The sequence below is a fragment of the Bacillus sp. LNXM12-1 genome, assembly GCF_003004375.1.
Classification (GTDB): Bacteria; Bacillota; Bacilli; order Bacillales; family Bacillaceae; genus Bacillus.
Window position 1 is genome coordinate 874,710 of the sequence record NZ_PVWX01000001.1, and the last position, 19,332, is coordinate 894,041.

Annotated in this window: 24 protein-coding genes and 1 tRNA gene; 5 read left to right on the top strand and 20 right to left on the bottom strand. The window is 40.9% G+C overall.

Features of this window, described 5'->3' with window-relative positions; genetic code table 11:
• Positions 1-11: 11 nt before the first annotated feature.
• The 3 genes from comGB to C6Y07_RS04610 form a co-directional block, all read right to left on the bottom strand.
• Positions 12-1,052 carry a competence type IV pilus assembly protein ComGB gene (comGB, locus tag C6Y07_RS04595; RefSeq protein WP_066030664.1) on the bottom strand — a complete coding sequence of 347 codons (1,041 nt, stop codon included), beginning with the start codon at positions 1,050-1,052 and terminating at the stop codon, positions 12-14.
• Positions 1,033-2,103 carry a competence type IV pilus ATPase ComGA gene (gene comGA / locus C6Y07_RS04600; RefSeq protein WP_060596836.1) on the bottom strand — a complete coding sequence of 357 codons (1,071 nt, stop codon included), beginning with the start codon at positions 2,101-2,103 and terminating at the stop codon, positions 1,033-1,035. The genes comGB and comGA overlap by 20 nt, the downstream gene beginning before the upstream one ends.
• A 177-nt stretch (positions 2,104-2,280) precedes the next feature.
• Entirely contained in the window at positions 2,281-3,153 is an 873-nt protein-coding gene (locus C6Y07_RS04610) for an STAS domain-containing protein (RefSeq protein ID WP_034661297.1), read from the bottom strand.
• Between the two features lie 98 nt (positions 3,154-3,251).
• Here C6Y07_RS04610 and C6Y07_RS04615 point away from each other — a divergent pair.
• Positions 3,252-3,322: transfer RNA gene (locus C6Y07_RS04615), tRNA-Gln, on the top strand.
• Between the two features lie 54 nt (positions 3,323-3,376).
• On the opposite strand, the gene C6Y07_RS04620 is transcribed toward C6Y07_RS04615, so the two are convergent.
• On the bottom strand, positions 3,377-3,757 hold the full coding sequence (locus C6Y07_RS04620) for a Spx/MgsR family RNA polymerase-binding regulatory protein (RefSeq protein ID WP_007501232.1): 381 nt from the start codon (positions 3,755-3,757) through the stop codon (positions 3,377-3,379).
• Between the two features lie 213 nt (positions 3,758-3,970).
• On the opposite strand from C6Y07_RS04620, the gene C6Y07_RS04625 reads away from it, so the two are divergent.
• Positions 3,971-4,213, top strand: coding sequence for a DUF2626 domain-containing protein (locus tag C6Y07_RS04625; protein WP_003217440.1), 243 nt, complete (start codon positions 3,971-3,973; stop codon positions 4,211-4,213).
• A 48-nt stretch (positions 4,214-4,261) separates the two neighbouring features.
• Here C6Y07_RS04625 and C6Y07_RS04630 read toward each other — a convergent pair whose 3' ends face one another.
• Positions 4,262-4,900 (bottom strand): MBL fold metallo-hydrolase, encoded by a 639-nt coding sequence (locus C6Y07_RS04630; RefSeq protein ID WP_106156274.1) that lies wholly within the window; start codon positions 4,898-4,900, stop codon positions 4,262-4,264.
• Positions 4,901-5,057: 157 nt separating this feature from the next.
• Here C6Y07_RS04630 and C6Y07_RS04640 point away from each other — a divergent pair, with 157 nt between their 5' ends.
• Positions 5,058-5,231: a DUF2759 domain-containing protein gene (locus C6Y07_RS04640; RefSeq protein WP_003217333.1), complete on the top strand. Its 174-nt coding sequence runs from the start codon at positions 5,058-5,060 to the stop codon at positions 5,229-5,231.
• Between the two features lie 24 nt (positions 5,232-5,255).
• On the opposite strand, the gene C6Y07_RS04645 is transcribed toward C6Y07_RS04640, so the two are convergent.
• The 11 genes from C6Y07_RS04645 to rpmG form a co-directional block, all read right to left on the bottom strand.
• The gene (locus C6Y07_RS04645) at positions 5,256-5,570 is read right to left on the bottom strand and encodes an MTH1187 family thiamine-binding protein (protein ID WP_034662003.1); all 315 of its coding nucleotides are present in this window, start codon (positions 5,568-5,570) and stop codon (positions 5,256-5,258) included.
• A gap of 77 nt (positions 5,571-5,647) precedes the next feature.
• Entirely contained in the window at positions 5,648-6,901 is a 1,254-nt protein-coding gene (locus C6Y07_RS04650; RefSeq protein ID WP_060596687.1) for an MFS transporter, read from the bottom strand.
• A gap of 155 nt (positions 6,902-7,056) precedes the next feature.
• Positions 7,057-8,181 (bottom strand): M14 family metallopeptidase, encoded by a 1,125-nt coding sequence (locus tag C6Y07_RS04655; RefSeq protein ID WP_106036862.1) that lies wholly within the window; start codon positions 8,179-8,181, stop codon positions 7,057-7,059.
• 86 nt (positions 8,182-8,267) lie between these two features.
• Positions 8,268-10,187, bottom strand: a complete 1,920-nt coding sequence (locus tag C6Y07_RS04660) for an LTA synthase family protein (protein ID WP_106036863.1) — start codon at positions 10,185-10,187, stop codon at positions 8,268-8,270.
• A gap of 214 nt (positions 10,188-10,401) precedes the next feature.
• Positions 10,402-11,355 (bottom strand): ROK family glucokinase, encoded by a 954-nt coding sequence (locus tag C6Y07_RS04665; protein WP_106030992.1) that lies wholly within the window; start codon positions 11,353-11,355, stop codon positions 10,402-10,404.
• 13 nt (positions 11,356-11,368) lie between these two features.
• Positions 11,369-11,572 (bottom strand): YqgQ family protein, encoded by a 204-nt coding sequence (locus tag C6Y07_RS04670; protein ID WP_008342322.1) that lies wholly within the window; start codon positions 11,570-11,572, stop codon positions 11,369-11,371.
• A 70-nt stretch (positions 11,573-11,642) separates the two neighbouring features.
• Complete coding sequence (locus C6Y07_RS04675) at positions 11,643-13,181, bottom strand: rhomboid family protein (RefSeq protein ID WP_106156276.1); 1,539 nt, start codon at positions 13,179-13,181, stop codon at positions 11,643-11,645.
• An 86-nt stretch (positions 13,182-13,267) separates the two neighbouring features.
• Positions 13,268-13,441: a hypothetical protein gene (locus tag C6Y07_RS18845; protein WP_017367602.1), complete on the bottom strand. Its 174-nt coding sequence runs from the start codon at positions 13,439-13,441 to the stop codon at positions 13,268-13,270.
• A gap of 100 nt (positions 13,442-13,541) precedes the next feature.
• Positions 13,542-13,676, bottom strand: a complete 135-nt coding sequence (locus tag C6Y07_RS19200; RefSeq protein WP_258182066.1) for a hypothetical protein — start codon at positions 13,674-13,676, stop codon at positions 13,542-13,544.
• A 142-nt stretch (positions 13,677-13,818) separates the two neighbouring features.
• Entirely contained in the window at positions 13,819-14,379 is a 561-nt protein-coding gene (locus C6Y07_RS04680; protein WP_106156277.1) for a 5-formyltetrahydrofolate cyclo-ligase, read from the bottom strand.
• A gap of 48 nt (positions 14,380-14,427) precedes the next feature.
• On the bottom strand, positions 14,428-14,577 hold the full coding sequence (rpmG, locus tag C6Y07_RS04685) for a 50S ribosomal protein L33 (RefSeq protein WP_008360061.1): 150 nt from the start codon (positions 14,575-14,577) through the stop codon (positions 14,428-14,430).
• A gap of 419 nt (positions 14,578-14,996) precedes the next feature.
• On the opposite strand from rpmG, the gene C6Y07_RS04695 reads away from it, so the two are divergent.
• Positions 14,997-15,344 (top strand): hypothetical protein, encoded by a 348-nt coding sequence (locus tag C6Y07_RS04695; RefSeq protein ID WP_106156279.1) that lies wholly within the window; start codon positions 14,997-14,999, stop codon positions 15,342-15,344.
• Positions 15,341-15,832: an endolytic transglycosylase MltG gene (locus C6Y07_RS04700; protein ID WP_034661306.1), complete on the top strand. Its 492-nt coding sequence runs from the start codon at positions 15,341-15,343 to the stop codon at positions 15,830-15,832. Before C6Y07_RS04695 ends, C6Y07_RS04700 begins: the two co-directional genes overlap by 4 nt.
• 43 nt (positions 15,833-15,875) lie before the next feature.
• Here the strand turns inward: C6Y07_RS04700 and pstB (C6Y07_RS04705) are convergent, their stop codons facing one another.
• Genes pstB (C6Y07_RS04705) through pstC form a run of 4 tightly spaced genes read right to left on the bottom strand, consistent with a single transcriptional unit; the run spans position 15,876 to position 19,320 of the window.
• Positions 15,876-16,658, bottom strand: coding sequence for a phosphate ABC transporter ATP-binding protein PstB (gene pstB / locus C6Y07_RS04705; RefSeq protein ID WP_066030657.1), 783 nt, complete (start codon positions 16,656-16,658; stop codon positions 15,876-15,878).
• A gap of 15 nt (positions 16,659-16,673) precedes the next feature.
• Positions 16,674-17,486, bottom strand: a complete 813-nt coding sequence (gene pstB / locus C6Y07_RS04710) for a phosphate ABC transporter ATP-binding protein PstB (RefSeq protein ID WP_034661308.1) — start codon at positions 17,484-17,486, stop codon at positions 16,674-16,676.
• 23 nt (positions 17,487-17,509) lie between these two features.
• The gene (gene pstA, locus C6Y07_RS04715) at positions 17,510-18,394 is read right to left on the bottom strand and encodes a phosphate ABC transporter permease PstA (RefSeq protein ID WP_003217489.1); all 885 of its coding nucleotides are present in this window, start codon (positions 18,392-18,394) and stop codon (positions 17,510-17,512) included.
• Positions 18,394-19,320, bottom strand: coding sequence for a phosphate ABC transporter permease subunit PstC (gene pstC, locus C6Y07_RS04720; RefSeq protein ID WP_060596681.1), 927 nt, complete (start codon positions 19,318-19,320; stop codon positions 18,394-18,396). The genes pstA and pstC overlap by 1 nt, the downstream gene beginning before the upstream one ends.
• Positions 19,321-19,332 lie beyond the last annotated feature (12 nt).

Genomic DNA, 19,332 nt, shown 5'->3' on the forward strand with positions numbered 1-19,332 from the left:
TGTCCTCCTTCTTACACTTGCTCCATGAGTTGATACATTGGTAAAAGAATAGATAGATACACAATGAGTATAAGAAGTGCTGTCACACCATAGATCACCGGCTGCAGCCACGAAATCCATTTTTCAATTTTCAGCTCTGCATTCTCTAATAGAAATTGGCTGTACGTGTACATTTCTCTTGCAAGCATCCCGCTCGCTTCACCATGCTCGATGACGGCTGCAAAATGTTTCTCGAAAAAAGGAGACGAGCTTACTTGATATGCCATGCTTTCTCCTTTTCTTAGCTCTTCAATCATCTGTTCTGATATTTCTTGAAGAAAGGGTAAGTAGCTTTGCTGTTTAAAAGCTAGCAAGCTCTCGTACATCGATAATCCAGCTTGAAGCAGTCCGCTTAACTGAAGAGAGAAAAGGTACGTATGCATCAGCCGCATTCCTTTATATAAAAAAGGAAACCTGCTTATCACCCTCAGCTTCTCAAGGGTGGACTTTTTCTTAAAAAAGACAGCATAGTATCCGGTCAAACAGATACACACACAGCCGATGAGGAGGAGAGAAACATGCAGCAATTGAAAAAGTCCAAACATACCTTGAATCAGCCATGACATTCGGGTATCCATCGAGGAGTACAAGAGAGAAAATTGAGGAATGATCATTTGTTGAACGAGTATGAGCACGACCAAAACCGTAAAGATGAGGAAGATCGGGTAACGTAACATGCGTTTAAACGTGTCTACCTGTTTGATTTTTTTCTCTAAAAACCGCGCGCTTTGTTCAAGTGCTTGTGCTAGACTGCCATGCTTTTCGGAGAAACTTAATATGGCAATGACTTCCCGCTGAAATTGGAGTCTCTCCAGCACCACATAAAAAGGCTCCCCTTCAAGTAGCCACTGAATGCCCGGTGTTAATTGTTGCTGCTGCTCATTCGACAACTGGATATTCACCATCGTTAATGCCTCAATCACTGTATATCCAGCCTGAATCAATTGAGCAAGTTTTGATAGACATTCCGCTTGGTCCTTTTTAGACCATGCTTTAGAGGCTTGCTTCTTCATAAACCCAGCGATGATAGGTGTTTTTCGATAAATAGCCTAGTGCCACTCCTTTACGAATTAATCTTTGCAGTGTTTCATATGACGAGTGAGCATATTCTCCTTTAGCCTCCTTGATACACTCACCTAGCTCCTTTCCGAACAGCAGTTCAAATACATTTGTTCGTCTGACCGATCGATTTAATTTACAGTAAAGCTGACATGTTTCTCCGCAAAAAGGACAGGTGAGCTCGATTAATCGCTGCGCAGCAATCGCAACCATCGTTTGTTCGAGTTCATTCATCGTGACACCAAATTCAAGCATACGATAAAGGGCTCCTTTTGCATTTTTCGCATGAAGCGTACTCATCACTAAATGGCCTGTCAGTGCTGCTCTAATTGCCGTTCGGGCCGTTTCGGCATCTCTTATTTCTCCTAGCACAATCAGATCTGGATCATGTCTTAAAATAGCACGTAATCCTGCGGCATATGTGATGCCGGCTTTTTCATTCACTTGAACCTGTAACACTTCTTCATTTCTTGTTTCCACAGGATCTTCAAGTGTAATAATATTTCGGTTGAAATTCTTTTTTGCAAACTGGATTAATGAATAAAGGGTTGTTGTTTTCCCTGAATTTGTTGGACCGGTAAATAAAATCAGCCCATGCGAATGATTCAAAAATGATAATAATCTGATGGAGGCTTTCGGAAATAGTGACAGATGTTTTATTTTTGGAACATGATCCTGCGGCAATATTCTAATCACTAAACTCTCATCATTTACAGTTGGTAAGGTAGACATCCGAATAAACACCTGGCCGCTTCTTAGCATCACAGCTAGTGACCCATTTTGCGGCCTCCTTTTTTCCCCGATATCCATGGATGATAAAAATTTAAAATGAGCAATGAGCCGCTCGCCGCTTTTTTTATCAATGGTTCGCTGCTGAATTAAATCTGAGTCTACGCGGAAAGATACCGACGCTTCCTTTTCTTTTGGAACAATATGCACATCAGATGCTCTCATGCGGCATGCTTCTTCTAGCAGCTCTTGTCCCAAATATTCAATACCATACAAATGGTTCACTCCCTTCTCTGACCATATTGTAAGTTGGAGGAACCTGTCTGACAAAAGAGCATTTTATCATTTTAACGACTAAGCATGCGAAAAAATCATCAGCTTGCGATGGAAAACGTGGTTTTTTAAAAAAGAGCATATAAAAAAACCTGACTTTTACAAGTGCAGGTTTTTTGGTCATGTGGCTTCTTGCGGCTGTTCTTCAAAAATACGAAATCCTCTTTTTTCTAAAGCTTTTGCAAGGCTGTGTTCAGTATTTACTTTTGAGAAATCAATGCCCAATTTCACGACGGTTTGAGCAATTTCTGGGCGGATGCCTGAAATAATCGTCTCGATTCCTAGAAGCTTCGCACTATCCACCACTTTAAAGAGCTGATAAGCAACCATCGTATCAACGACCGGTACGCCTGATATATCAATAAACAAATGCGTTAGACGCAGTCTTGAAGCCTGTTCTAGTACGGATTCTAGAATAATTTTGGCCCGGTACGTATCAATCTCTCCGATGAGCGGCAAAATCCCAATTTCCTTTGAAACTGGAATAACAGGAGCACTCAGTTCCTGAATCATCTCTCTTTGTGCATTTAGCTGACTCAGTGTCACACGGTCGTATTCTTCTGATAAACGCTCGATCATATTATCAAACGTGGAATGAAAATGCTGATTCCACCCGCACACATCTTGGAGCGTCACTTCAAGCTCGGTTTCTAGTATGAATTTCTCGATTCTCGAACAGAAAATCTGACGGAATATCTTAAATTGTCCAATGATTTCATATAAAGGCACCTCGTGAACGGCTCGATCACGTGCAATATCAACAGACCATTTTTTTAAATGATTTTCTACTTTGTCTGACAGCGTCACAAGCGTTGCTGCAATGGTTTGAATAAACGCTGTGTTCTGTTCCTTCAGCTTCATTTCCGTTTCCTCTGAAGCATGTTTGGAATATAATGAGCCTTCTTCTGTTCTTGTTTTCAGCCATTCTTCGGTCATGACAGGGGCTTCTTTTAGGATAAATTCATATAATTGCTTAGATTTTTCATTTTTCATTTACTTCTTCCGCTCCTTTTTCACTTAAAACTAGTGACATACAACTTTTATGTATAAATGACCGCAGATGGTGAACAATATCATTACACGTTTGATATTGGGCTATAGCCAAGTGGTAAGGCAATGGACTTTGACTCCGTGATCGTTGGTTCGAACCCAGCTAGCCCAGTTCAGCACAAAAACGAAGACGGCTGAAGAATGTTTCAGCTGATCTTCGTTTTTATTAGGAAACTGATTGATGAATCGCTTTCTTTTTTGATATTTTCATGAGTTCTCCGGGATTATAGCCTACTACTAATTTATTTCCATCAATGATAATTGGCCTCCGGAGCAGTTTTGGTTTTTCAATGAGAAGCTGAAGAACCTCGTTTACTTTTAAATCATTAATATTTAAATTTAAGCTTTTAAAAGCCTGGCTTCGTGTGGCTAAAATTTCATCCATTCCTTCTGTTGTTAAGGAAAGAATCTTTTTTAATTCATCTAGGGTTGGCGTTTCTCTGAAAAGGTGACGCTCTTTAAAATCAATTTGATTCGCCTTTAGCCAATGTTTTGTTTTGCGGCAAGACGTGCAGCTCGGGTATGAATAAAAAGTAATGTCACTCATTAGTCTTCCTCCTTAGGTCGTTAACCTTTTCTCTTATGGAGTAAGTACCCTCATGTATTTCGGCATAAACACGTTTTGATCACTTTTTCAAAAAAATTTTTTCTACTTGTAAAATAAATGTTCACACGTTGTCAAAAATGTAAATGTTTACATAACAAGTGGTGATCAGCTATAATATGAATCAAAGGGGTTTTTTTAAGGGGAGGGAAAGAAATGAATCGCATGTTCCGCGTGCTTGGCTTTTGGACGGGTATTTTTGCTGTCATGTTCTATTTAGGGCATATGAAAGATGCATCGTTGCTGTTCTTCGGTCAAACCGTTCTTTTTGTATTTTTATCCTACTTGAATTTATCCGAAAGAATGTATATTTACATTTTCGGAGCGTACTTGACGATTTTCTTTGCCGGATTTACATATTATTCGATCTTCATCATGGTTCCCGGTACCGGACATTAATTGAAAAAAGCGTCTCTTTAAAAAGAGATGCTTTTTTCATACCTGTGTTTAAAGAGAAAAACCATTGATAAACGGATTTTGCTCCTGCTCTGTGAGTACAGTGGTTTCACCGCCATGTCCACTTAAAACAAGAGTTGATTCTGGTAATGACAACAATTTGTTATGAATCGATTGAAGCAGCACTTCTTGACTGCCCCCTACTAAATCTGTTCTCCCGATGCCACCTTCGAATAACGTGTCACCAGAAATCACAAATCCTTCTTCCGCCGAATAGTAAGACACACTGCCTGGTGAATGCCCAGGTGTATGGAACATCTCTAATGTAAACGATCCAATTTGAAGAGTTCCTTCTGACGTAATTAATTTTTCTGCTTCTTTGACCGTAATTCCATTCCCAATCAATCGAGATGAACCGTTTAATTCAGCGTTCGTCAGCCATTCCTTTTCATTCTCGTGTACATAGAGTGGCACTCCCCACTCTGCACGCACCTCATCTGCCGCACCGATATGATCAAAATGAGCATGTGTCAGTAAGACAGCAAGCGGTGTGAGCTGTTTTTCTTTTATATAGGAAATCAGCTTTTGTGCTTCACCGCCTGGATCAAAGATTAAGCATTCTCCGTGCTCATTTTTCCAAATATACGCATTCGCTTGTACATAGCCTAGTGGCATTCTTCTCCAATTCATTTTCATCACCTACTTTATTCATTCTTTTTTATTATGAAGGCTACACAATAAAAATTCAAACAATCGTCAACTGGAATCTACTCGACAAGCTTTATGAAAACGGTTAAAATGAAAAGAAAGGAAATCAAGGGGATTGATGACAAAGGGGGACTTTCACATGATGCTCGTCATTATTTTTGGTCTAGTCACGATTTTAGCTGCACTCGGGATCTATCGCTCACTTAAAAAAGTGAACGTACTTGCCATCGCTTTTGCTGGCGCGACATTTTTGGTTTTTGGATGGTTTACTGTCATGACCATCATCTATAGCGGTTATCCAACCGCACATTAAAAGCCTGCAAATAGCAGGCTTTTTTTATTGATTCAAGTGCTTATTCACGCTTTCTATTTTACTTGTAAGCGTTGTGGTTTGATCCCGCCTGTCATCAATGCGGATATTGGTCGCTACGCGGTGCAATCCCTTTTCAAAAGGTGCTTCATGAATGCGCTGAATGACTTCAAATAAAACAGATAATTCACCTTCAATTAACGTATTCATTGGTGTTAATTGATAATTAATTTTCCCTTCTTTTTGAAAGCCTTCTAAAATTCTTTGTACATCTGCTACATAAGCACTGACACTTGGTGTTTCAGTACCTATTGGAATGATGGTCACATCTGCTATGGCCATGTTTCTTGCCCCTTTCCATTGAATCCTCATGTTTTCTCGTCCTCATTGTAACCTATTCACAATCAATCATGCCATGCTCACGTTGCATTTAAAGAAGGTTTGTCTCGTTCTATCGTCAAATCCGCCCTCTCTACCTTCCCAATCTTTGTGAATAGAAGCAGGCATATCCCTGACACAGCTTCAATGATGCCGCCAGCCGCAATGACATACCCAGACCCAAATAGTGTCGCCATATAGCCGCCAATGAGAGCGCCTAACGGAATCATGAAGAAGGAGATCATGTTGATAATCGCATACACCTGCGGCTGATCCTCTGCTTTTACTGACAATTGAATCATTGTATGTTCAGGCACGTTGACTGCACTGATGGCAGCCCCTAAAGCAAAGGCTGATATAAACACAAGTGGTAAAAATGCGTTCATGCCTGTGATGAAGAACGAGATTCCATCAACGATCCCGGCACCTATAAACAGCAGCCCATACCGGTTCACTTTTACCTTTGTCAAAACAAACCCCATCAAGAAGGCACCTAGTGCCGTTGTGACTTTAATAAATGAATAGATAACTGGTCCACTATGTAAATCCTCTGTTAAATAAATAACAGACAATGCTTCCCATGGTGCTGCAGCGAAGTTTGAACAGACACAAAAAATCGCCAATGGAAACAAAATATGATGCCTTTTAACAAGTGAAAATCCCCGAATTAATCTTTTGCCGTATGATAACCCTTTTTTGGCTTTATCGATGATGACTTCTGTTTCATATGTAATCATTAATACCAATAAAGCGGAGAAGAGATAAAGAGGAATGATCACAAGCATTGTATACCCTACCCCTACAAACGCAATCATGACACCACAAATCGTTACCGTCACAAGCCTGACCACATGACTTGCTGATTGGATAGTTGCATTCGCTTTTTGTATGAGGTCCTCATGGACAAGCTTTGGAATAATTGATACGGACGCCGGTTCGTAGGAGCCACCAGTCGCCGAATGAAGCAGCATACAGCCAATCACAAGTGCTAATGGCGTGAAATCATAAAAGTAACTGACCACGATCACAAGGATTATCGCTCCTCTTGTTAAATCAGCAAAACACATCCAAAATTTCAATTGATGCGGCTTCATCATTGGGGTAATCAGCGGCCCAACAATGGCTTGCGGAACAAAGCTGACCGCAATAAAAAAAGCTGTTCCAATTGCCCCTTTCCCGCCTAGTACTAAAAGCCACAAGATGGTGTTGAAAGATAAACTATCAGCTGTTATTTTGCACATTTTAGAAATAAATAAGTAAGTGAAATTCCTTTTCCACAGGCTTTGAGCACTCAATGTTCGACATCTCCCTAAAACATATCCTTTTTTTTACATCCGTACTTTTCACAATAGCTCACAAGGCGGCCTTCGTCAATTGCTCTAACATTATTTTTATTGACAATACGAAATTGATTCACGTTCAAATGTAAAAAGCACCTGACAGGTGCTTTTTAACACTTACATGCTTCCCATAACAGCCGCTTTGTTTTCTCATAGATGGTGTCAAATTGATTCATGGAAAGAGGATTTTTTCCTAGACCAAGCTCGACTGTATAGCCCTCATTGTGAAATTGATAAATAAACCAATCGCGATAGCCTGCATAGCTGTCAAGATATCGAACCGGTTTATAGCCGCTTACTTGCTCGAATCGTTTGACCGTTTCTTTTGAGATGGCAGGTTCGTGGCCAAGAAAGCCCCAGTATATCTCTTCTCCTTGTGTATGGAGAGCGATCAGCCGGTCAAAGCGTTTTCGTAACGCTAGATTTGCCATCGCTTTCGCTTCTGGTTCTGTTAACGGCTCGCGCCCTGGAAACCCCCGATTGGACGGTGCCTTAGGCTCATGACGGTAGTATTCGACCTCCCAATAAGCTGGAAATTGATTGTTCAAATCCACCCCTCGAATATTTGCTTTCCACTCCTGATAATCAGCATATCCACCATGTAGCGGTGTGAATTCTTCACTGCTGAGACCTAGCGACTCAGGTCCATTCCGAACGAGGTCTACGCCATCTGGATTCACCATTGGCACGATGGAGAGAGCTGTGGTTCGCAGAATATGAACGGCTTCATGATGTCTTGCTTGCACCGGGTCAGATGCGGCTAAACACAGCGATTTCAGCCATTTTATTAAAACAGACGTCGTGATCCATTCATTTGCATGAAAAGAGGCATTCAAATGAATAGAATGTAAATGCTGAACAGGCTCTGTTCGGATTTCATAAATAGGTGTATCAAGCACTGAATGACCTATTATGCTGATTTGAAGAAAAGGAAATGCGGCTTTCAAGCGGCTCAGCTCTTCTTCTAATTGAGCACTATCATATTCAAAGGTTCCATTGATCCAATCATCGGATTGCTGCAGCCTGTAAGGCGCAATAAATTTCTGCAGCTCACCTATGGAAGAAAATGAATGGATGCCTTCCGGAAGTCTATATCCCGGTAAAAGAAGGTGATCAGTGCTTGTTTGATTGGATAAATGAAAAGCCGCATTCCCTATCCCTAACTGTTTTGCCACATTATCCTTTCCCGCTTCATCCAGCTGCCATTCAATTTTCCCAAACGACGTTGTCTTCATTTACATCCCTCCTCTCATACTATATGAGCCGGCAGACAAAAAAAGAAAACCTCTGCATCTAAAAATAGCAGAGGTTTTCTCATATGTTAGGACGCCTTTTTCAGCTTCGTTTCATCTTCTTTTTTGGATGGAGAATGGTCCGGGCTGTTCCGGTCATAAAATCTAAGGAGATCACCGTAGATGATTTGATCAGAGAATTGGAGCTCTTGCTTTGCCTTCTCTTCATAAGACTGACAAACGGTCTCATCATCTCTTGGCTCACCCGTTTCTTTATTGTAGCAAACTCCATCTGTGAAAACACTGTCCTTCGTAATAAAGCTGCCATCACGAAGCACGGTAAAGTCATTCTTATCTTTTGATAAAAGATCATGACCAAATTGAATCTGTTTACTTGTATCAATTCCTAAAAGATTGAGTATAGTTGGACGGATATCGACTTGACCGCCTACCGTATCAATTTCTTTTGGATGTTGATCTGTGATCCCTGGAATGTGTACAACAAACGGGACTTTTTGAAGCTGCACTTCTTCAAATGGCGTAATCTCTTTATTTAAAAATTGTCCCATTGCCTCGTTATGGTTTTCTGAAATTCCATAGTGATCCCCATATAAAACAAAGATGGAATTTTCGTACAAACCTGTTTCCTTCATCTTTTCAAAGAAAATCTTCAGCGCCTCATCTTGATAACGCACTGTAGGAAAGAACTTGTTTAACGTTTTGCTCTTAGAATCATATTCATCAATGAGCTTATCTTCTTCATCTAGATCAAATGGAAAGTGATTCGTTAATGTAATCAATCTCGTATAGAAAGGCTGCGGGATCGATTTCATCAATTCCGCTGACTGTTCAAAGAACGGACCATCTTTCAAGCCCCAGCCAACTGAGTTCTCTTCATTCACATCAAATGATTTAATATCAAAAAACTTATCGTAGCCAAAGCTATCGTAGATCAGGTCACGATTCCAGAAACTTTTGTTATTCGCATGAATAACAGAAGAGTGATACCCCTCATCCTTTAACAACTCAGGTGTGGCTGTATACTCATTGCTTGGGTTTGTGAAGAACACAGCCCCTCTTCCAAGTGGATAGAGAGAGTTATCAACAATAAACTCTGAGTCCGATGTTTTCCCTTGACCTGTTTGATGATAGAAATTAGTAAAGTTGTAGCTTTTCTTGATTAGTTTGTTTAAAAATGGGGTAATTTCTTTCCCATTTAATTTTTCATTGACCACAAAGCTCTGAGTAGACTCTAGGGAGACAAGAATGACATTTCGCCCTTTCGCTTGACCAAACGTTTTTTCATTACGGTCGGTTTGATTTGCGCTTACATAGTTTTCAATTTCCGTTAAGCTATTGCTGTCGGCAAGGGCTCGTTGAGCAGACTGCTTCGATTGCAACACTCCATCATAAATATGGAAATTATATAAGCTAATATTTTTCACCAGCATCTCACGGTCAAATGAGCGAGTGAGCAGTTCTGGTCTTTCTGTTTCAGCCAAACCAAGGTTAAAGAAGAAAGTGGCTGCCACAAATAAATAATAAGCTGCTCGTTCTTTTCGTGAAATGGTGACATCCGTTCTAAAGGAAGGCTGCTTTTTATAGAGCCACATTAAAATCATAATATCAACGAACATCAGAAAATCGACTGGTTCAATTAAAGAGGTAATACTTGACCCGAGGTCACCCATATTGTTTGTTTGAAATAGGACGGGGATGGTTAGAAAGTCACTATAGAATCGATAAAACACAATGTTAGCTAACAAAATGAATGTCAGGATAAAACTCATCACGATGATATATCGATTGCGATTTTTTTCTTTCATAAATAAACCGATACCGAAGATAAACAAGAGAAAGCTAAGCGGATTAATAAACAGGATAAACTCCTGCATGAAATTTTCTATTTTAATATTAAAGCTAGATTTATAGATAACATAGGTTTTGACCCACATTAACAATGTCGCAATCAGTAAAAATGAAATCGCCTTTAATCTTTTCTTTCGCATTGTAACCTCCTTATGCTCTAAGCATGCACTCAAGTTAGGGAATACCCTAATTATTGGTGCTTCTTCAAAAATAACTAAACTATATCTTATCCTGTATGTGCTGGAAAATCAATGTCTTTTTCCTCATGACAAACTTATGAATATGCTAAACATTTCATTTCATGCCCATCTATGGCTTTTTTTAATAAAAATGACATCATGATGACTTTTTTGTTTAAGACAGCCATTTGTTTTTTGCCATCCATGCACCACCGATGACTCCTGCATCGTTTCCGAGTGAAGCAATCACGACTTCGACATCATCAGCGCAAGGCGGAAATGCGTGATGTTTAACAACGCGCTCTACTTTACTGCGAAGAAGCTCCCCTGCTTTTGAAACACCGCCGCCAATGACGATTTTTGTTGGGTTTAACGCACTGGCAAGATTCGCTAAGACTAGTCCAAGATGAGTCGTCACTTCTTCTACGACACGTATGGCAAGATCATCTCCACTTTCAGCGGCCCTAAACACATCCTTTGCAGACAGCGAAGTGAGCGTGCCAAGTGAAGATGTATGCTGCTCCGTTTCTAATTTATCCTTTGCAAGCCGAACGATGCCAGTCGCAGATGCAATGGTTTCAATACAGCCTGTTCTTCCGCAGTTACACGGTGCTCCTTGGAATGGAACGGCACAAATATGGCCAATTTCTCCGCCAGCCCCAGTCTCACCTTGAACAACTTCACCATTTACAATAATACCGCCGCCAACACCCGTGCCAAGTGTGACCATCAGGATATTTTTTGCGCCATCTCCTGCCCCCTTCCACATTTCACCGAGTGCAGCAATATTCGCATCATTTTCTATGACAGATGGAAGTCCTGTCTCTGCCTCCAGGTGATCTTTGAGTGGATAGTTTGTCCAGCCGAGATTCGTTGTTTTATAGACAATCCCAGATACTTTATCTACAGGCCCAGGTGCACCCATTCCAATCCCAATAAGCGCTGATTTTGGCATACTGATTTCGACCAGTTTGTGGTCAATTGATTTGGCAATATCGACTGTGATCGTCTGCCCTGATTTATCCGTAGGAATCTCCCACTTATGCTGAATTTCACCATATAGATTAATGAACGCAAGCTTAATTGTCGTACCGCCAAGATCAACTCCTACAAACCAATCCCCTATCATATGCCCTCCACCTTCACATTGTTTTTCGATTTAATTTGGCTAGTTCCATTTGAAGAATAGTCATTGCGTTTGACCATTCGGTCCGGTCAATAATGCCCGATGTATACATTTCCTTCAGTTCATCTGCCATAAATTCTAATTCCACTTCACGATCTCCGAAATACACATAATTTCCAAATCTCATGAGCAGCTGCTGTACATCATATAACGTTTTCATTATTTCCACCATTTCTTCTCATCAACAGATAGGATAAGCGTATTCATAAATGCGCTTTCAGTCAAGTCATTCAATGTGTTTGCGTGCTTTCAATATATTGTTTCAGTTTTAAAAATTGATCATTTTTTGGATCTTGGTCTAACCCTTTCTCGATTAGATCCTCCGCTTTCGCTGTCTCTCCTTTTTCTACGTACAACAACGATAAATGATACAGTTTATTTGGATCATCAGGATCTTTTTTAAGCGACTTTTGTAAAAATTCAATCGCTTTGTCAAGGTGGCCGAGCTGCGCTTCAGATAGTGCATATATATGGAGAGCATCAGCTGATGCATCCTTTTGGTGTACATGTTCCTCTAACCGTTTACTTGCTTCGTTATAGTTCTTCTCATCAAATAGACTTGCTGCCTCACTTACTGCCGCCGCTTCCTTTTGATCGTCTGAATGAAACCCTGTATACAGTCCAAAACTGCCAATCAACAGCAAAACAACACTAGCAACAAACATTTTGACAGGCTGCACCTGTTTAGGGAGCCGGACAGCTAAAGCGGCTAAAAAACCGCCAACCAGACCGCCAAGGTGCCCTGCGTTATCAATACCTGATACGGTGAAGCCTATCCCTAAATTGATAAGGATGATCACAATAATATTTGTCCCCATCGTTCGAAAGAATAGCTTGCGGTTAGAAATTGCTAAATATAATAGCGCACCTAAGCAGCCAAAGATCGCACCTGATGCACCGGCTGCGATGGCCGTATTAAAGACAAAGCTCGCAATGGAGCCAAAAATGCCGGAAATGAAATAGATGAGCAAAAATCTCCCTGAGCCATAAATTCTCTCAACAGCCGCTCCGACAGACCAAAGAGCAAATGTATTAAAGAGTAAGTGCGTCAAGCCAATGTGCAAAAACATTGGTGTAATGAGGCGCCACCATTCTCCATCTAAGATCAGCCCATTATTTTTAGCACCAAACGCTGTTAAAGTTGCCGTATTGGTACTTCCGCCAGATAGTTCAAGCAAAAGAAACATCACCACTTGAACAGCGATGAGCAAGTAGGTGAAAATCGGTCTGCCATTTTGAAAAACGGCCCGTTCTCGTTCACGCTGCTTTTCCTGATCATCAAATGCCTGAAGTACGTTCACTTTAAGCCGCATGACATCCTCAGCTGTGTCTCTCTTCGCCTCTTCTACATCCACTGTCAGCGAGGTGTTCAGCCATTTTTGCAGCTCGTTTACGTCGTGCTGAAGAGTGTCTGCGTTCAGTAATACAGGTGTAACCGTCACCTTTTGTTTTTTTTGCGGCTGACCGTTTAAGTCTTCCCAATCATCTACAGGATTGTCAGCTGTAAATTGGAGCTGCAAGAGATGAAGAGACCGTTTACGCATCGCCTCTCTCAGCTTATTCATCCGATACGTCTGCTCTTCGATATCTCGAACGATCTCCTGTCTAAAATTCACATCTTTTCTATATAGACGGATGAGATCATACCCTGAGTTTCGTGGTGCTTCAAAAAATATTTCATCTTCTGGATACGGACTTTGAATCATCTCGTACCCTTTTTGTCTTAATTCATCAACAACTCGCCAAAATAGACTATCTATGACATTCATTCATTCGCGCTCCATTTTTTACATTATTATAACAAGAATCGTTCTGATCCGCATTTCTGAACAAAAAAATCCCGGCTTCTGCGGGATTAGAATGCTTGGCGAATAAATTTCGTCCGAAAATATGGGATTTTCATCAGCCACTTAATAAAAAAGTGACGCACTTGATTTTGACCTAAGATCAAATTCATCAGCCGATAACGATTTTGCACGAGAACGAATGCAAACAATGTGAACACAATGCTCCAAATCATTTTATTCATCATATTCCCTCCTATGTTCGTATCGTGGCTTAAATAGGATTTGTTTATGCATGAACGATCATTTTTATCGCTTACAATGGTTCTTTTCATTAGCCGGCTTTCACAATCTAATCCCTTGTTCTTTTGATTGAATATAATAGACCTCTTCACACTCTGATTGATCATAAGAAACGTCATTATTCACTTCCTCCCACATATTACGGAAGTATCTTTTCTTTCCACGAAATTTTTTCAAAACGGACCTCCTAGCAAAATGCCACTACATGCAGATTTGTTGATCAATGTGAAATCATATTGCGTTTCACCCTACCGTTACTACAACTCTGATGAAAGGATCTCAACACAAAAAGCCCGTTCTTTGGACAATCAGCGGACTTTTACTTTTGATATAATATACCTTTTTCACTGACAATCATAGACACCGGTATGTCGTGTGCTTCAGACGGCACATGACTGATTTGCTGTAAAGACAGACAAAGTGCAATGGTTACACCGTGATAGTCAGCTAAGTAGCAGTCATAATAGCCGCCCCCAAATCCAATCCGGTAGCCTTTTTGATCGAAGCATACCCCAGGCACAATGATTAAATCAATGGTTTCTTTATGTACAGCTGTTGATACTTGAGGGTCTGGTTCCAATAGCCCAAAGTAGCTGGATGTCATCTTTGTTTGCGGTGTATATTCATAAAACATCATCTCTTTTGTTTTCGGAAAACAGGTAGGGATACATACTGTTTTTCCTTCTTCCCACGCTTTTTCAATCAGAGGCATTGTCGGTATCTCTTTTCCTCTAGACATTGTCAAAGCGATCGTTTTCGCCTGTTTCCATGCTGGCAGCTGCAATAAGTACTCATGAAGTAAAGCCGTGCTGCGCTCAAACTCTTCAGCGCTTATCTGATCCAGCTTGGCTAATGTTTGAAGGCGAAGCTCCTTTTTCATAAAGATCATCTCCCATCATAAAAAAACAGCAGGAAAATTCCCTGCTGCTTACTTTGTTTCACGATGTAAAGTTTGTTTTTTATCACGTGAGCAATACTTTTTGAATTCAACGCGATCTGGATTGTTTCGCTTATTCTTTTTAGTAATATAGTTACGCTCACCGCATTCAGTGCAAGCTAGAGTAATATTTACGCGCATATTTTTCCCTCCAAACTAAAATCAATTCACATTCAGACCTAACTATAATACCACTTCTAGCTTAGGAATGCTAGAATGTTTTTTCACCAATTTCATTTTGAGTGCATTCACTTACATATCGCATGGTTATGTCATGAAAAATCGTCTGCTCCCCTATAAAACCTTATCCTTTGTCGTACTGTATACATGAGACCCCTCTTCTCCGCGCCTCTTTCATTTATTTTGACAGCGAAGCAAGGTTTCATACCCGTTTTACATATAAAAAGAAAAAAGATGAAAAAAAGGTGATTTTCTTCAGCAATTCCTTTTGAAACTAGCTTTTTTATGGTATAAAAAAGAAGGGTCGAAAACTGTCTGAAACAATCTTGAAAGCCTTTTATGGCTTTCAGCATAAAAATATGAATAAAAGGTGATGAAACATGGAAATTGCAATTATCGGATTGCTTGTTGTCAGTATTGTACTGATCGCATTCTCATATTTTCAAAGAGAGCCGATTAAAGAAGTCGAGCAGGAACTTGAAACACTTCAACTATCTGCAATGCAAGAAATCTATAAACTGAAAAAGAAAATGAAAGTGCTTGAAGAAGAATTACTTGAAACAAACATCGTCGTTCGCAAGCATTCAGAAATTGATCCACCCATCGCAAGACAGATCATTTCAAAGCACCAAAATGGCATGTCTCCTGAGGCCATTGCGCGCGCTGAGCATGTATCTGTAGAAGATGTCAACATGATCATTAAAGACAACGAGAGGGTGCTTGTATGACGAAAAAAAGCATCCAAACGTTTGCAGCAGGTATGATTCTTGCAACTGGGGTTCTTGCGATTGTCTTTTTTCTCACTGGGAAAGACGAGGCAGCAGCTGATACAACAACAAAAGAAACCCTCGCACAGAAAGTAACAGACACTGACGTGAAAAACTATTTAGACTCCAAAAAAGAAGTCACTGTCAGCCGTGAAACGTACCAGCAGCTTCTTGACTATAAAGAAAAAGCGCTGAAGGCAAATGAAGACGGCGATTCTAAGAGTGATAAACAAAAGCCTAAAGGCAAATCGATCAAATTCGTGATTAAAAACGGTATGAGTACAAGTGATGTTTCAGACATGCTTGAAAAGGACGGCATCATCAACTCGTCTAAAGATTTTAATGATTACGTAATTGACGCCGGCTACCATAAAGAAATTCGTGCAGGCAAGTTCAATTTAAAAACAGGGATGACGTTCAAACAGATTGTCAAAGCCTTAACAAAATAACAACAAAAGCCCCCTGGCGGCACTGACCTCCAGGGGGCTTTTCTTATCCAAATCGACCAGATATATAATCATTCGTTCTTTGATCGTTTGGCTCAGAAAACATCACATTCGTATCATTAACCTCAACAAGCTCCCCCATTAAGAAGAATGCCGTTCGGTCTGATACCCTAGCCGCTTGCTGCATGTTATGCGTCACAATGGCAATTGTATATTTCTCTTTCAATTTCATAATCAATTCTTCAATCTTTAATGTTGAGACAGGATCAAGCGCTGATGTTGGTTCATCCATTAATAAGATGTCTGGGCTTGTGGCAATGGCTCTTGCGATACAAAGACGCTGCTGCTGACCGCCAGAAAGACCTAGAGCGGGCGCACTTAATCGATCTTTCACTTCATCCCAAAGGGCAACATCTCGAAGCGCTTTTTCAGCGATTTCTTTCAATTGCTGCTTGCTCTTTACTCCGTGAATTCTTGGTCCGTATACGACATTATCAAAGATAGACTGAGGGAATGGATTCCCTTTTTGAAACACCATCCCGACATTTTTACGCAGCTCCACTAAATCGACACGGCCTTTTAAAATGTTGTCACCGTTATACATCATATCCCCGGTGATTTTCACACCTGGCACTGTTTTGACCATAAGATTTAACGTTTTAATAAACGTTGACTTTCCGCAGCCGGATGGGCCGATAATCGCTGTGACTTCATGCTCTCTAATCGCTAAGTCAATATGCTTCAATGCATGATGCTGTCCATACCAAAGGTTCATATCATTCACACGAAACACTTCTTTTTTTGCTGTTTCAGTTGCTACTGCATTCATCAAAATCCACCCGCCTTATCCAAATCGACCATTGATATAGTCTTCTGTTTTTTGCTGCGCAGGACGTGTAAAGATACGTTCTGTGGCATCATATTCTACTAGATCTCCGTTTAAGAAAAAGGCCGTACGATCAGATACACGGAGTGCTTGCTGCATGTTGTGTGTCACAATGACGATTGAATAATCATTTTTCAATTCCCCTAATAGTTCTTCAATTTTCGCATTTGAGATGGGGTCTAGGGCAGAAGCCGGTTCATCTAATAGCAGAACACTAGGTTTCATCGCAAGTGTACGTGCAATACAAAGGCGCTGCTGCTGACCGCCTGACAATGACAAAGCAGATCTGTGCAAACGATCTTTGACCTCATCCCATAGCGCCGCCTTTGTTAAGCTTTCCTCAACCGCATCATCAAGCACAGATTTTCTTTTTTCCCCGGCATACTTTAACGCATGGGTGATGTTATTGTAGATCGATTTAGGAAATGGATTTGGCTTTTGGAAGACCATGCCGATTTCTCTTCTTAAATTCACCACATTAATGCGGTCATCCAAAATATTTAACCCTTCGTACATGATCGCCCCTTCACTTCTCGCACCTGGAATTAAGTCGTTCATGCGGTTAATGCTGCGTAAAAAGGTAGACTTACCGCAGCCAGATGGGCCGATTAATGCGGTAATCGCATTCTTCTCGATCTCGAATGAAATGTGATTGACCGCTCTTTTTTCACCATAATAAATGCTTAAATCCTGCACCTGTAAAATCTGTTCCGCTTGAAGTGGAGCCTTTTTCGCTGCAATTTCTTTTTTTTCTGCCAGCATTTGAACCATATCCCCTTCACACCTCTCTCACATTATTTTGACGTAAGCTTTTTATGAATAAATGAACCAAGCCATCTAGCTGCTAAGTTGAACAATAAGACTGAAAGCACAAGTACGGCTGATGCACCATTTGCAATGGCTTCTGCATCTGGAATGATTCCTTGTGTATTGACGTTCCATATATGAACGGCTAATGTTTCAGCCGGTCTAAAAACATTCAGCGGTGACGTATCAGAAAAAGGACTCCAGTTTGTGAAATCAAGGCGCGGTGTTGAGAGACCTGCTGTAAAAAGAAGAGCTGCCGCCTCACCAAAGACTCTTCCTGATGCTAAAATCGCACCGGTGATTATAGACGGAAGCGCACCTGGAATAAGGACCGTTTTGACTGTGTGCCACTTCGTTACACCAAGCGCAAGTGATGCTTCCTTTTGATCCTTCGGTACAGAGCGCAGCGCATCTTCTGTCACCCTGACCATCACCGGCAGGTTAAACACAGTGAGCGCAAGAGCTCCTCCAATGATCGTATAGCCCCAGCCTGTTAAATTCACAAACATGAGTAAACCAAACATCCCAATGACGATAGACGGAAGTGAAGACAGCACTTCAATACATGTACGAATAAAATCTGTGACTTTGTTTTGAGGTGCATACTCTGCCATATACACTCCCCCGCCGACGCCAAGCGGGACTGTGATCAGCATCGTAATAAACAAAATATAAAACGAGTTAAACAGCTGATCCCTGATGCCGCCGCCAGAGCCAATCGCACTTGAGCGGGTTGTCAAAAAGTCGAAATTTAATTCTTTTGCACCGTTGAAAATGATATAAGAAAACAAACCAACGAGAATCGCCGTAATAATGGCAGCACATAATCCAAATATAAATGTGGCAAAACGATCGGTCATTTTGCTATTCATTAAATCTTCCTCCTAGACGACAAGTATCTGATAATGAGTATGAACATAAATGATACAACTAGAAGGACAAGTCCCATTGACCAAAGTGTATTGTTCTCAACACTTCCATACGTTGTGTGACCCATGTTTAACGTAATAATGGTTGTTAATGTACCAGCTGTATCCATAATGCTCTCTGGTAAATTACGTGTGTTTCCTATGACCATTTGAACAGCAAGAGCTTCTCCAAATGCTCTAGCCATGCCGAGCACGACCGCTGTCATTAATGTTGGCAGAGCTGCCGGGACAAGCACACGTCTAATCGTTTGCCATCTTGTTGCGCCTAGTGCATACGATCCCTCACGTAAACTTTTTGGTAGTGAAGCCATTGCATCAGTCGCAATGGATGTAACGGTTGGTAGGATCATAATAGACAGGACAATCGTTCCTGCTAGCACGCTATGTCCTGAGCCGCTTGACTTGAAATGTCCGATAAACGGCACCAATACTGTAAGACCTATGAATCCGTAAACAACGGATGGAATCCCTACAAGCAATTCAATGACTGGCTGGAGGATTTTACGTCCCCAAGCAGGTGCAATTTCTGTCATAAAGATGGCGCCTGCGATGCCTAGCGGCGCTGCAATGAGTGCCGATAGGAGCGTGACGGCGATTGATCCAAAGATAAACGGAAATGCACCGTACTGCGGGTTTTCTGCTGTTGGGTTCCAATTGATACTGGTTAAGAACTCAATTGGGCTTACACCATTTACGATGAAAGATTGTAAACCCTTAATGCCAAGGAAGATGGTGATGGCGATGGATACAGCAATCATTAAGAATGCGCAGAATCTCACCAAAATACTTCCTCTTACTTCATCCATTTGCCTATTTTTCTTCGAGCTGATCAGTCGATCGCTCGCTTCTGTATGTTCTATCTGCTTCATCTTTTTCTACAC